General features: G+C 73.0%; 12 protein-coding genes. 4 read left to right on the top strand and 8 right to left on the bottom strand.

The genetic code is table 11. The features are described 5' to 3' along the window. The first annotated feature begins 58 nt into the window (after positions 1 to 58). The 4 genes from FB554_RS16230 to FB554_RS16215 all read left to right on the top strand — a co-directional run bounded on the left by FB554_RS16230 (position 59) and on the right by FB554_RS16215 (position 4,033). Complete coding sequence (locus FB554_RS16230; protein WP_211344692.1) at positions 59 to 1,321, top strand: glycoside hydrolase 5 family protein; 1,263 nt, start codon at positions 59 to 61, stop codon at positions 1,319 to 1,321. Positions 1,322 to 1,464: 143 nt separating this feature from the next. Next, positions 1,465 to 1,833 (top strand): hypothetical protein, encoded by a 369-nt coding sequence (locus tag FB554_RS16225; RefSeq protein WP_142007718.1) that lies wholly within the window; start codon positions 1,465 to 1,467, stop codon positions 1,831 to 1,833. Beyond that, positions 1,830 to 2,516, top strand: coding sequence for a hypothetical protein (locus FB554_RS16220; protein ID WP_142007717.1), 687 nt, complete (start codon positions 1,830 to 1,832; stop codon positions 2,514 to 2,516). Before FB554_RS16225 ends, FB554_RS16220 begins: the two co-directional genes overlap by 4 nt. Next, positions 2,513 to 4,033, top strand: coding sequence for a PGAP1-like alpha/beta domain-containing protein (locus FB554_RS16215; protein ID WP_142007716.1), 1,521 nt, complete (start codon positions 2,513 to 2,515; stop codon positions 4,031 to 4,033). Before FB554_RS16220 ends, FB554_RS16215 begins: the two co-directional genes overlap by 4 nt. 21 nt (positions 4,034 to 4,054) lie before the next feature. Here FB554_RS16215 and FB554_RS16210 read toward each other — a convergent pair whose 3' ends face one another. From FB554_RS16210 to dcd, 8 genes are all read right to left on the bottom strand, one after another. Further along, entirely contained in the window at positions 4,055 to 6,064 is a 2,010-nt protein-coding gene (locus FB554_RS16210) for an ABC transporter ATP-binding protein (protein ID WP_142007715.1), read from the bottom strand. An 83-nt stretch (positions 6,065 to 6,147) separates the two neighbouring features. Next, entirely contained in the window at positions 6,148 to 7,878 is a 1,731-nt protein-coding gene (locus FB554_RS16205; protein WP_142007714.1) for an ABC transporter ATP-binding protein, read from the bottom strand. Positions 7,879 to 8,063: 185 nt separating this feature from the next. Beyond that, entirely contained in the window at positions 8,064 to 9,002 is a 939-nt protein-coding gene (locus tag FB554_RS16200) for an ABC transporter substrate-binding protein (RefSeq protein ID WP_142007713.1), read from the bottom strand. Next, positions 8,999 to 9,778 carry an ABC transporter permease gene (locus FB554_RS16195; RefSeq protein WP_170206951.1) on the bottom strand — a complete coding sequence of 260 codons (780 nt, stop codon included), beginning with the start codon at positions 9,776 to 9,778 and terminating at the stop codon, positions 8,999 to 9,001. Before FB554_RS16195 ends, FB554_RS16200 begins: the two co-directional genes overlap by 4 nt. Further along, the gene (locus FB554_RS16190; protein WP_142007711.1) at positions 9,775 to 10,434 is read right to left on the bottom strand and encodes an ABC transporter permease; all 660 of its coding nucleotides are present in this window, start codon (positions 10,432 to 10,434) and stop codon (positions 9,775 to 9,777) included. The genes FB554_RS16195 and FB554_RS16190 overlap by 4 nt, the downstream gene beginning before the upstream one ends. After that, positions 10,431 to 11,582, bottom strand: a complete 1,152-nt coding sequence (locus tag FB554_RS16185; protein WP_142007710.1) for an ABC transporter ATP-binding protein — start codon at positions 11,580 to 11,582, stop codon at positions 10,431 to 10,433. The genes FB554_RS16190 and FB554_RS16185 overlap by 4 nt, the downstream gene beginning before the upstream one ends. Positions 11,583 to 11,703: 121 nt before the next feature. Beyond that, positions 11,704 to 12,351 (bottom strand): dienelactone hydrolase family protein, encoded by a 648-nt coding sequence (locus FB554_RS16180; protein WP_211344691.1) that lies wholly within the window; start codon positions 12,349 to 12,351, stop codon positions 11,704 to 11,706. Positions 12,352 to 12,357: 6 nt separating this feature from the next. Beyond that, on the bottom strand, positions 12,358 to 12,933 hold the full coding sequence (gene dcd / locus FB554_RS16175) for a dCTP deaminase (protein WP_142007709.1): 576 nt from the start codon (positions 12,931 to 12,933) through the stop codon (positions 12,358 to 12,360). Positions 12,934 to 12,952 lie beyond the last annotated feature (19 nt).

Raw genomic sequence — 12,952 nt, 5'->3', positions numbered from 1 at the left:
CTCCGCTTAAGCGGTTTAGGGTTCGGGCGTTCACCAGCCCCGGACGAGAGCAGCCCCCGTGACACCTCCGAGCACGTCGGACCCGGCCCCGCGTCGGATCGGCGCGAACTACGTGCCCTCGCGCGGCTGGTTCTACAGCTGGCTCGACCTCGACCCCGACGCGGTGCGCCGCGACCTCGCCGACCTGGCGGGCATCGGGCTGGACCACGTGCGCGTCTTCCCCGTGTGGCCGTGGGTGCAGCCCAACCGCGGGCTGATCCGCCAGCGGGCGATCGACGACCTGCTCACCGTGATCGACCTGGCCGCCGAGGCCGGGCTCGACGTGTCCGTCGACCTGCTGCAGGGACACCTGTCCAGCTTCGACTTCCTGCCCTCGTGGGTGCTCACCTGGCACCGCCGCTCGGTGTTCGAGGACCGCGACGTGCGAGCGGGGCTGCGGACGTACGTCGAGACGGTGACGCGCGCGGTCGCGACGCGGCCCAACGTGTTCGCGGTGACCCTCGGCAACGAGGTCAACAACCTGTGGCCGGCCAACGCGACCACCGCGGCGACCTCGACCGACTGGGCGCGCGAGCTGGTGTCGACCGCGAAGGCCGCCGCGCCCGAGCTGCTGGTCCTGCACTCGCTGTTCGACGACGCGTTCTACGCCCCGGACCACCCGTTCGTGCCGTCCGACGTCACCGAGATCGGCGACCTCAGCACCGTGCACTCGTGGGTGTTCAACGGCGTCTCGCGCATCGACGGGCCGCTCGGTGACGCGACGACCACGCACGCCGACTACCTCGTCGAGCTGGCCGCCGCGACGGCGACCGACCCGCGAAGGCCGGTGTGGCTGCAGGAGATCGGCGCACCGCTGCCCGACATCGGTGCGGGCGAGGCCGACGCGTTCGTGCGCCGCACGCTGGAGCACGTCGGCGCCAACCCGGCCCTGTGGGGCGTGACCTGGTGGTGCTCGCACGACCTGTCGCGCGACCTGCTCGACTTCCCCGACCGGGAGTACGACCTCGGCCTGTTCACCGTCGACCACCGGCCGAAGCCGGCGGCCCTGGCGCTGGCCGAGTGCATCCCGGCGCTGCGCCGGCCCGTCGTCGCCGAGCGGCCGGGCCTGGTGTGCGACGTCGACCTGCTGCGCCAGCCGCAGCGGCGCGCCGAGGTCGCCCCGGGCAGCGACTTCCACCGCGCGTGGGTGCAGGCGCGGTCGGCCGGGACGGTCGCGATCGTGCCCGCCGGGCGCTCGGCAGACGTGCTGCGCGAGCGCGGCGTGGTCGGCACCGTGCCGGCCGAGGACGTACGTCCGACCTGGGTGGACGCGCGCGACTGACCCTCGTGCGAGCCCTGCGCGCAGGGCTGCGGGGCTGCGGGGCTGCGGGGCTGCTTTCCACAGCCCGGCGCGTCGGCCGGGTGGTGTCCACAGGCCGGGGCTCGGGTCTCGCGCGGGGCGCCGGGCCGGGTGAGGCTCGCCGCATGTCGGAGGACGTCGAACAGATCAGGCGGGCGGCCGGCCGGGCCGGGCGGATGGCCCTCGAGGCGCGGGCTGCGGCGACGGCGCTGCGCCGGGCCGACGGGGTGACCTGGCAGAGCCTGGGGGCCACGGCATACCGCCGGCGGCTCGAGGAGCGCGCCCGCGAGATGGACCGGTGCGCCGAGGGGCTCGCGCTGCTGCAGCGCAAGCTGTTGATGCACGCGATCGCGGTCGACCACCAGGAGCGCATGCTCGCGCGGGTCGGGCAGCAGGTCGGCGCGACGGTCACGGCCACCGGCGCGACGCTGGACCAGATCGCCCCCTGGCTGCCGGGCGGCACCGCGGTCCGGGCCGTGGGGCGGTTGCCGTGAGCGGCGTGCGGCGGGTCATCGACCCCGACCCCGACGGGCCCGAGCTGGCGCCGCTGCGCGACCCGCTGCGGCCGAAGCTGCTGCTGTCGTCGTGGCAGGGCGACCGGCAGCTCACCGCCGCCGCCGCGCTCGACGGCGAGCGGTTCGTGCTGTCGGTGACCTTCGTGCACGAGGCGGCCGTCGCCGCACAGGGCCGCAGCACCGGCCCGGCCTGGGCCCTGGTCGACGAGCTGTGGCGGCTGGTGCCCACGGCCGGGAGCGCCGACGCGGTGCTCGAGCCGGCCGACCACGACCTCGCCGACGAGGAGCCGCTGCCGGCGCCGTGCGTGGAGTTCGGCGACCTGCTGGTGCTGTGCGACATGCTGCGCCGCGACGAGACCGAGGTGCTCGCGGTGGCCCTCGACGACCTGGGGCTGGCCGACGTCCCGCGGTGGGTGCGCAGCGCGGCGACCTCGACGACCGGCGGGGTGACCGTGGCAGTCGACCCGGGCGGCGACCGACGTCCGCTGACGATCGTCTCGGCGCTGGCCACGGCCGACGGATGGTGGCGGCTCGCGGCGCACCCGCACGAGCAGATCAGCGCGGCGCCGCTCTCAGCCGCGATGCTGCGTGACGAGCTGCTCGACGCGGCCGTGGTCCTCACGCGCCCGACCGGTGCCGGCGCGCGGGCCGTGACCGGATGAGCCAGACCCCGCCGGGGTGCGGCCCGGGCCCGGGGCGACCGCAGGTCACCGGCGGGGCGGTGTCGATCGAGGCCGACCTGGGCGACATGCGGTCGGTGGCGTGGCGGCTCGACCGCTCGGGCGACACCGCGCGCGACCTGGGGCGGCAGGTGATGCACGTCGACGGCATCCCGCTGCGCTCCTCGTTCCTGTCCCCCTTCACCGCGGGGGCGGTCAACCTGCAGATGCAGGCGCTGGCGTACGGCCCGCGCGGGCTGCACAGCCTCGGCATCCGCATCGAGCTGGTCGCCCGCGGGGTGCGGCTGGGCGCCGGCGCCTACGAGGCGGTCGAGCGGCGCCGGTCGGCGGCCTTCGAGGCGCTGCAGCTGTCGGTGGGGGTGCCGGTCGTGCTGACCGTCGTCAGCGGCACGGCCGTCACCTCGGTGGTGCAGTCGGTCACCGAGCACCCCGCGAGCTGGTTCACGCCCCAAGGGTTCCCGCGCGAGGGCGACCCGGTCGCCGACGTGGTCGCCCGATTCCTGCGCGGGCTCGACGCCACGGTCTACGCCAACCCCGGCATCGTCGACCTCGCCGTCGCCGGCGGCCGGTGGATGCTGCCGCCGGGGCCGCTCGAGCAGCAGGCCGGGCAGCTGCTGGTGCTGCTGCGCACCGGCGGGCTGGCCCGCGACGACCGGCCGCTCACCGTCACGTCCGTGCCCCTGCCGCAGGCAGGGAAGGCCGCGAGAAGCGTTGGTGCCGCTGACGATCCACCGGCCCTCGGGGTCGCGACCGACGCACCCGGCGACCTGTCGGGGTTGCTGCAGACCCAGTCGGCGATCGCCGCGCCGTCCGCGGCCGGGGCGGCGGGCTCACGGGTGCGCGTGCAGCGCGTCGTCGGCGGCGACGGACAGGCCCGGTGGGTGGTCAACATCCCCGGCACCCAGGACTGGAGCCTGGGCTCCCCCACCAACCCCAGCGACGGCCCGACCAACCTCGCGGCGGTCGGCGGCGTGGCCCCGAGGCTCTACGCCGCGATCGCCCAGGCGGTCGCCGCCGCGATGCGCTCGGCCGGCGTGCGGCCGGGCAGCGAGCCGGTGCTGCTGAGCGGGCACAGCCAGGGCGGCCTCGTCGCCACCCGGCTCGCGGCCGACCCCGCGTTTCGCCGGCGCTTCCGGGTCACCTCGGTGCTCACGGCCGGGTCGCCGGTGTCGCGCGTCGACGTGCCGAAGGACGTGCGGGTGCTGTCGCTGGAGCACCGCAGCGACCTGGTGCCCCGGCTCGACCAGAAGGCCGACCCCGACACCGTCAACCGGGTCCGGGTCGTGCTCGATCCCTCGCCGCTGCCGGGCTGCGCGCCCGAGTCGGTGATCGGCGTGCACGACTCCGACCGCTACGCCCGCAGCGCCGCCCAGCAGCTCGCACGCGGCAGCGTGCGCGACCCCCAGCTCGTGTTGTGGTACCTCGACAACGACGGGTTCCTGCGCGGCCGGACGACGACGTACGACTTCATGATCCGTCGACCGCCGGAGAGACCGTGATGCCGCGTCGGCCGCGTCTCGTCAGGAGGTGGCGGCCCCCGTGCCCTGGGTCTGCTCGACCGCCTCCTCCTCGTCGAGATCGACTGCGGCGCCTCGGAACTGGGCCTGGTAGAGGCGGTAGTACGCACCCTCGGCAGCGATCAGCTCGTCGTGCGAACCCTGCTCGACGATGCCGCCGTCCTCCATCACGAGGATCACGTCGGCGTCGCGGATCGTGGAGAGGCGGTGGGCGATGACGAAGCTCGTGCGGTCGGTGCGCAGCGCCGCCATGGCCTGCTGCAGCAGCAGCTCGGTGCGGGTGTCGACCGAGCTGGTGGCCTCGTCGAGGATCAGCAGCGACGGGTCGGCGACGAACGCGCGCGCGATGGTCACCAGCTGCCGCTCGCCGACGCTGAGGTTGCTGGCCTCGTCGTCGATGAGCGTGTCGTAACCGTCGGGCAGCGAGTGCACGAACCGGTCGACGAAGGTGGCCTCGGCCGCCTGCTGGATCTGCTCGGGCGTCGCGTCGGGGTTGCCGTAGGCGATGTTGTCGCGGATGGTGCCGGCGAACAGCCAGGTGTCCTGCAGCACCATGCCGATCCGGGCGCGCAGCTCCTCGCGCGGGACCGAGGCGATGTCGACGCCGTCGAGCGTGATGCGCCCGCCGTCGAGCTCGTAGAAGCGCATGAGCAGGTTGACCAGGGTGGTCTTGCCGGCGCCCGTCGGGCCGACGATCGCGACGGTCTGGCCCGGTTCGGCGACCAGGTCGAGGTGCTCGATCAGCGGCCGCTCGCCGTAGCCGAACGACACGTCCTCGAACGCCACCCGCCCGCGCGTCGGGCGCGGCAGACGCGCGGCCTGCTCGGGCGTCTGCTCGGGCGCGTCGAGCAGCTCGAAGACCCGCTCGGCCGACGCGACGCCGGACTGCAGCAGGTTGGCCATCGACGCGAGCTGGCTGAGCGGCTGGGTGAACTGGCGGGAGTACTGCACGAACGCGGTGACCTCGCCGAGCGACAGCTGCCCGCTCACGACCCGCAGCGCACCGACCACGCAGATGACGACGTAGGAGAGGTTCCCGACGAACATCATGATCGGCATCATCAGCCCGCTGACGAACTGCGCCTTGTAGCTCACGTCGGTGAGCTCGGCGTTCTTCTCGGCGAACCGCGCGCCCACCTCGCGGCGACGGCCGAAGACGGTCACGAGCTCGTGGCCGGTGTAGGCCTCCTCGATCTGGGCGTTGAGCTCGCCGGTGTGCTGCCACTGCTGCATGAACAGCCGCTGGCTGCGCTTCATGACCTGCCGGGTCAGCAGCAGCGCGAGCGGGATCGACACCAGCGCCACCAGGGTCAGCAGCGGCGAGATGCTCAGCATCATCACGATGACGCCGATGACCGTGAGCAGCGAGATCAGCAGCTGGCTCAGCGTCTGGCTGAGCGACTGGGAGATGTTGTCGACGTCGTTGGTGACCCGCGACAGCAGCTCGCCGCGCGGCTGTCCGTCCAGGTAGGACAGCGGCAGCCGGTGGATCTTGTCCTCGACCTCTTGGCGCAGCCGTCGCACGGTCGCCTGGACCGCGTCGTTGAGCAGCCAGGCCTGGACGAACTGTGCCAGGGCCGCGAAGGCGTACAGCGCGACGACGATCAGCAGCACCCGCCCGACCGCGCCGAAGTCGACGCCGGCCCCCGGCACCACGTCCAGCCGCGAGACCATGTCTGCCATGTCGTTCTGACCGGCCGCCCGCATGCCCGCGACGACCGTCTCGAGGCTCTGCCCCGCCGGCAGCTGCTGGCCCACCGCGCCGGCGAACACCAGGTCGATCGCCTGACCCAGCACCCGGGGACCGATCACCGACAGCGTCACCGAGACCACCGCCAGCGCCACCACCAGGACCATCCGCCCCCGCTCGGGGCGCAGCAGACCGATGAGCCGCTTCGCCGACGGCACGAAGTTCAGCGACTTCCCCACCGGCGGCATCGCCGACAGCGGGTCGCGCCCGCCGCCGCGCACCGGCGCGGCCGGTGTCTCCCTCTCCTGCTGCTCATCCGTCATGTCTTCTGTCGCGCTCGATCGCACTCCGCTCCGGCCGCGTGCTCGTCCCTCACCCGCACCCTGCGCTGCGCGCTCCTCGCCGCTCATGGAACCCCCGCCCCCGCCTGGCTCTCCACGATCTCCCGATACGTCTCGCACGTCTGGAGCAGGTCGTCGTGCCGGCCGTCGCCGACGACCCGGCCGTCCTCGAGCACCAGGATCCGGTCGGCGTCGCGCACGCTGGCCGCCCGCTGGGCGACGACGAGCACCGTCGCGTCGCGGGTGATCGGCTCCAGCGCGGCCCGCAGCCGGGCGTCGGTGGCCAGGTCCAGCGCCGAGAAGGAGTCGTCGAACAGATAGATGCGCGGCCGCGCCACCAGCGCCCGGGCGATGCACAGCCGCTGCCGCTGCCCGCCCGACACGTTGCTGCCGCCCTGGAAGATCGGCGCCTCGAGCCCGCCCGGCATCCGCTCGACGAAGTCGCGCGCCTGGGCGATCTCGAGGGCCTGCCACAGCTCTTCGTCGGTGGCGTCGGGCCGGCCGTAGCGCAGGTTGCTCGCGATCGTCCCGCTGAACAGGAACGGCTTCTGCGGCACGATCCCAAGGTGCCCCCACAGCACGTCGGGCTCGATCCGGCGCACGTCGACCCCGTCGATGCGCACCTCGCCCGCGGTGGCGTCGAACAGCCGCGCGACCAGCGACAGCAACGTGGTCTTGCCCGCGCCGGTCGAGCCGATGATCGCCACCGTCTGGCCCGGCTCGGCGTGCAGGTCGACGCCGGTCAGCACCGGCTGGTCGGCGCCCGGGTAGCGCATCCCCACGTCGACCAGGTCGACCACGCCCTGCAGCTCGCGCAGCGGCGCCGGGTCGGCGGGCGGCACCACCGAGCTGTCGGTGTCGAGCACCTGCTGGATGCGCTCGGCGGCGACCGAGGCGCGGGGCACCAGCATGAACATGAAGGTCGCCATCATCACCGACATCAGGATCTGCACCAGATAGGTCATGTACGCCGTCAGCGCCCCGACCTGCATGTCACCGCTCGCGACCCGCTGGCCGCCGAACCACACCACCGCGACGGTCGACAGGTTCATCACGAGCATCACGACGGGGAACATCGCGCCCATCAGCCGGCCGACGATGCGCGCCACGTCGGTGAGCTGGGTGTTGGCGTCGGTGAAGCGGTCGATCTCGTAGGGCTCGCGCACGAACGCCCGCACCACGCGCAGCCCCATCAGCTGCTCGCGCAGCACCCGGTTGACCCCGTCGAGCCGGGTCTGCATCAGCCGGAACTGCGGCACCATCTGCCGCACGATCAGCCCGATGGAGACCGCGAGCACCGGCACGGCGACGACCATCAGCCAGGAGAGGCCGACGTCCTCGCGCAGCGCCATGATGACCCCGCCGATCATCATGATCGGGGCGCTGACCGCCAGCGTCGCGCTCATCAGCACGAGCATCTGCACCTGCTGCACGTCGTTCGTGGTGCGGGTGATCAGCGACGGGGCGCCGAACTCGTTGACCTCACGTCCCGAGAACCGGGTGACCCGGTCGAAGATCGCAGCGCGCACGTCGCGCCCGAAGCTCATGGCCGTGCGTGCGCCGGTGAACGTCGCGGCCGCGGCGGCGATGATCTGCACGACGCTGACCAGCAGCATCACGCCGCCGACCCGCCAGATGTATCCGATGTCGCCGCGGGCCAGGCCGTTGTCGATGATGTCGGCGTTGAGGCTCGGCAGATAGAGCGACGTGACGACGCTGATCAGCTGCAGCACGACCAGCAGCGCGACCCAGGGTCGGTATGACGCCAGCCCGGAGCGCACCAGGCGCAGCAGCATCGGGTCTCCTTCCGGGACGCGAGCCAGACCTCACGCCCTCGGCACCATCTTCGCCGCTGGGGACCCGCCCGGGTGGGTTCCCGCCGAACCGGCCACCGACGTACGCCCTCGCGGACCACCGCCGACCCGTGCGCCCCAGCGCACGCACCCACGGTCAACCGCCGGAGCGTGCGCGCTCCGTCGCGTCAGGCCAGCTTGTTCTGCCGCAGCCAGGTCTGGGCGACGGTGGCGGCGTCGCGCTTGTCGACCACGACCTGCTTGAGCATCTGCGCGAGCGAGGCGGTGGTCAGCTTGGCCGACACCTGGTCGAGCGTGACCTGCACGGTGGGGGTGGCCGACGAGCGGGCGATGAGCGGCACGACGTTGTCGGAGCCGAACAGCTGCTTGTCGTCGCGCAGCACCACGAATCCGTTGGTCGTGATCGAGGGGTCGGTGGAGAAGATGTTGGCGGCCGTGGCCTGGCCGTTCTTCAGCGCGGCCGCGAGGGTGGCGGTGTTGCTGATCGGCCGGAACGCCTTGGGCGTCAGGTTGTAGGTCGACTTCAGCCCCACCAGCCCCTGCTCGCGGGTGCGGAATTCCGGCGGCGCGGCGATGGTGACCTCGTTCGCCCGCTTGGCCAGGTCGGAGACGGTCTTGAGGTTCCACTTCTGCGCGGTCTCCTTGGTGACCACCATCGCGTTGGAGTCCTCGGCGGTCGACTTCGCGCCGACGACCTGGCTGCACGGCACGGCGGTGCGCAGCGCGGCGTAGATCTGCTCGGTGCCCTTGACCTTGGTGTCGGGCTGCAGGAAGTTCAGCAGCGAGTTGGTGTATTCGGGGACGACCTGCACCGAGCCGTCGCCGAGCGCCTGCAGGTAGGCCTCGCGCGCGCCGATCGGGTCGGTCGTCGAGGCGTTGACGCCCTTGGCCTTGAGCGCGCCGGCATACAGCTCGGCGATCAGCTGCGACTCGGGGAAGTCCGCGGCGCCGACCTTGATGGGGCCGGCCTGCGGTTGCTCGGTGGAGCACGCCTCCCCGCCTCCGCCGGCTGCCTCGAGCGGGTCTCCGGAGAGCCCGCACCCGGTCAGCAGCACGGCGCAGGCGCCGGCGGCGAGGGCTGCGCGTCGAGTGGGTCGGGTGGTCATGCCGTGGCCTGCTCTCTGGTGGCGTTGGGGGTGGCGGATCCGGTGTCGGCGTCGGCGGCCGACCGCGCGGGGCGCAGCCGCCGTCGGGACGTGCGCCCGGTGAGCCCGGGCGAGACGATGCTGCGCTGCACGAGCGCGAGCACCAGGTCGAGCACGAGCGCGAGCGCCGCGACCAGCAGCGCGCCGCCGATCATCTCGTCGGACTGGCTGGTCTGCCGGCCGTCGATGACGTAGCGCCCCAGCCCGCCGAGCCCGGTGAACGCCGCGATGGTCGCGGTGGCCACGACCTGCAGCGTGGCGCTGCGCACGCCGGACAGGATCAGCGGCAGCGCGTTGGGCAGCTCGACCTTGAAGAAGACCTCGCGGCCGGTCATGCCCATGCCCTTGGCCGCGTCGCGCGCGGCCGGGTCGACCTCGCTGACGCCGGAGTACGCGCCCGCCAGCAGCGGCGGCAGCGCCAGCACCACCAGCGCGACGATCGAGGGCAGCAGGAAGCCGAGGTTGGTGTCGCCCTGGAACTTCGGCTGCAACCACAGCACCAGCACCAGCAGCAGACCCAGGCTCGGGATCGCGCGGGCGGCGTTGGCGACGGTGATCATCCAGGCGCCGCGGCCGGTGTGGGCGATCCAGGTGCCGAGCGGCAGCGCGATCAGCATCGCGAAGAGCATCGTCAGGCCGGTGTAGCCGAGATGCTCCAGCAGCCGGTTGGCGATGCCGGCGTCGCCCGACCAGTTCTCGGAGCTGGTCAGCCAGGTCCAGACCTCGGAGAGGATCATGCCGTCGCCCCCGCTCGCTGCCACCGGGTGAGCAACCGCGTGATGGCCTGGATGACGAGGTCGAAGACCAGCGCCAGCAGCAGGATCGCGACGATGCCGACCCAGATCTCGGTCCAGTAGGTGCGGTTGTAGCCGTTGGTCAGGTAGACGCCCAGCTGCGGGATGCCCAGCAGCGCGGCGACGCTGACGATGCTCACGTTGCTCACCGCCGCGACCCGCAGCCCGGCGCCGATGACCGGCACCGCGAGCGGCAGCTCGACCGACACGAACCGCTTGAACGGGGTGTATCCCATCGCCGTCGCCGCCTGCCGCACGGTCTCGGGCACCGCGTCGAGCCCGTCGACGACGGTGCGCACCAGCAGCGCCAGCGTGTAGAGCGTCATCGCGGCCACGACGTTCCAGCCCGCGAGGATCGGGGTGCCGAGGATCAGCGGCATCACGACGAACAGCGCCAGCGAGGGGATGGTGTAGAGCAGGCCCGAGGCGGTGAGCAGCCCGGTGCGCAGCCAGGACGCGCGGCGCGCGAGCCAGCCCAGCGGCAGCGCGAGCGCGAGCCCGATGAGCAGCGGGATGCCGGCCATCTCGGCGTGCAGGAAGGTGCGGTAGGCGATGTCGCCGAGGTTGTCGGAGACGAACGACGCGTCGAGCGCCTTCATGCCGATCGGTCCTCGGTGGGTGCGACGTCGTCGGGGTCGGCCTCGGGGCGGTCGGTGGCCTCGATGGCGGCGAGCACCTCGTGCGCCCGCACCGACCCGAGCAGCCGGCCCTTGTCGTCGACCACGACCCCGCGCCGGCTCGGCGAGGACAGCGCCGCGTCGAGCATCGCGCGCAGCGGACCGTCGGCCCGGGCGACGGTGCCGCCGCGGTGCAGCATCGACGGCTCGATCGCGGCCTGGATGCGTTGCGGCTCGACCCAGCCCTGCGGCCGGGCCTCGTCGTCGACGACCAGCACCCAGGGGTCGTTGGTCGCCGCGCGCACGGCGTCGGGCTCGGCGCCCATCGGCACCACGACCTCCTCGCGCAGCGGCAGCTGCGGGGAGGGCTGGAAGCTGAGCGAGCGATAGCCGCGGTCGCGCCCGACGAAGTCGGCCACGAAGTCGTCGATCGGGTGGGCCAGCAGGTATTCGGGCGTCGCGACCTGGGCGAGCACGCCGCCGACGCGCAGCACGGCCACCTGGTCGCCCATCTTGATGGCCTCGTCGATGTCGTGGGTGACGAAGACGATGGTCTTGCCGAGCTCGTCCTGCAGCCGGAGGAACTCGTCCTGCAGCTGGTCGCGCACCACCGGGTCGACGGCGCTGAACGGCTCGTCCATGAGCATCACCGGCGGGTCGGCCGCGAGCGCCCGGGCGACCCCGACGCGCTGCTGCTGACCGCCGGACAGCTGGGCGGGGTAGCGGTCGGCGTAGGCCCCCGGCAGCCCCACGAGCTCGAGCACCTCGCGCGCCCGCGAGCGCGCCTTGTCCTTGGACCAGCCGAGCAGCAGCGGCACGGTCGCGACGTTGTCGACGACGGTGCGGTGCGGGAACAGGCCGGCGTGCTGGATGACGTAGCCGATGCCCCGGCGCAGGGTCGCCGCGTCGGTGGACATGATGTCCTGCCCGTCGATCGCGATCGTGCCCGACGTCGGGTCGGTCATCCGGTTGACCATGCGCAACGAGGTGGTCTTGCCGCAGCCGGAGGGGCCGACCAGCACCGTGATCTTGCCGGTGGGGGCCTCCAGCGACAGCTTGTCGACCGCGATCGTCGGCTCACCGCCCCGCGCGCTGGGGTAGGACTTGGTGACCTCGTCGAACGTGATCATGGCCCCAACCTATGGGCACGGACCGACAGGTGTCAGGACGTACGCCCGCCGCCCCGCCGTAGGGGTGAGCCGCCCCTCCCCCGGGCCGGCGAGCCGGGCGTACGCCTCCAGCGCATCCCGCTCAGCGGGCGAGCAGCCGGTCGATGGTGAACCGCGAGGCGAGCCGGTGCCAGGCGGGCGCGCGGTGCAGCATCGCGTGGGCGTCGTCCAACCCCACGAACTGCGCGTCGCCGCCGGCCGCCGCGACCCGCTCGACCAGGTCGCGGGCCGCGGCCGGGTCGGTGCGCCGGTCGCGCAGCCCGTGCACCACGAGCAGCGGGGTGCCGACGAACGGCTCGGCGGCATAGGCGTCGGACAGCCAGGGGGCGAGCGCGACGATGCTGCTGACCTCCGGGTGGCCCGCCAGCTCGAACGCGGTGCGCCCGCCCATCGAGTGGCCGATCACGCCGATCGGCACGTCGGGGAAGCGCTCGCGCAGCCGCCCGAGCGCCCACTCCGCGTCGGCGACCGACGACTTGGCGTCGCCGTTCCAGCCGCGCACGGCGTTGCGCAGCACGGCCGGGCCGACCCGCCCGCGGCTGCGCAGGCGTACGTCGCGCGCGAAGGGGATCATCCGCAGCAGGGCGGGGTCGAGCCGGGTGACCGGGAGGGTGCTGGTCGGCTCGCCGCCGTGCAGCACCAGCGCCACGGCGCCCGGCCGTCGACCGCGCGGCAGGCTCAGGTGGGGCCGGTGCGCCGCGGTGACCTCGGGCGCCTCCTCGCGCGGCACCGGTGCTCAGACCTCGCTGCGGTGGAAGCGGGAGAACGACTTGCTCGCGGTGGGACCGCGCTGGCCCTGGTAGTGCGAGCCGTACTTCTCGCTGCCGTAAGGGTTCTCGGCCGGCGAGCTGAGCTGGAAGAAGCACAGCTGACCGATCTTCATGCCCGGCCACAGCTTGATCGGCAGGGTCGCGACGTTGGACAGCTCGAGGGTGACGTGGCCGGAGAAGCCGGGGTCGACGAAGCCCGCCGTCGCGTGGGTGAGCAGCCCGAGCCGGCCGAGGCTCGACTTGCCCTCGACGCGGGCGGCGACGTCGTCGGGCAGGGTGACCTGCTCGTACGTCGAGCCCAGGACGAACTCCCCCGGGTGCAGCACGAATGGCTCCTCGCCGCGCACCTCGAACGCGCGGGTCAGCTCCGGCTGCTCCTCGGCGGGGTCGATGTAGGGGTACTTGTGGTTGTCGAACAGCCGGAAGTGCCGGTCGAGGCGGATGTCGATGCTGGACGGCTGGACCATCGCCGGGTCGTAGGGATCGAGGGCCACGCGGCCGGCGTCGATCTGGGCGAGGATGTCGCGGTCGGAGAGCAGCACGACGCCAAACTAGACGACC

Source organism: Barrientosiimonas humi (assembly GCF_006716095.1).
Taxonomy (GTDB): Bacteria; Actinomycetota; Actinomycetes; order Actinomycetales; family Dermatophilaceae; genus Barrientosiimonas; species Barrientosiimonas humi.
The sequence above is the reverse complement of the archived record's forward strand: the minus strand, read 5'-3'. Positions and strand labels throughout refer to the sequence as shown.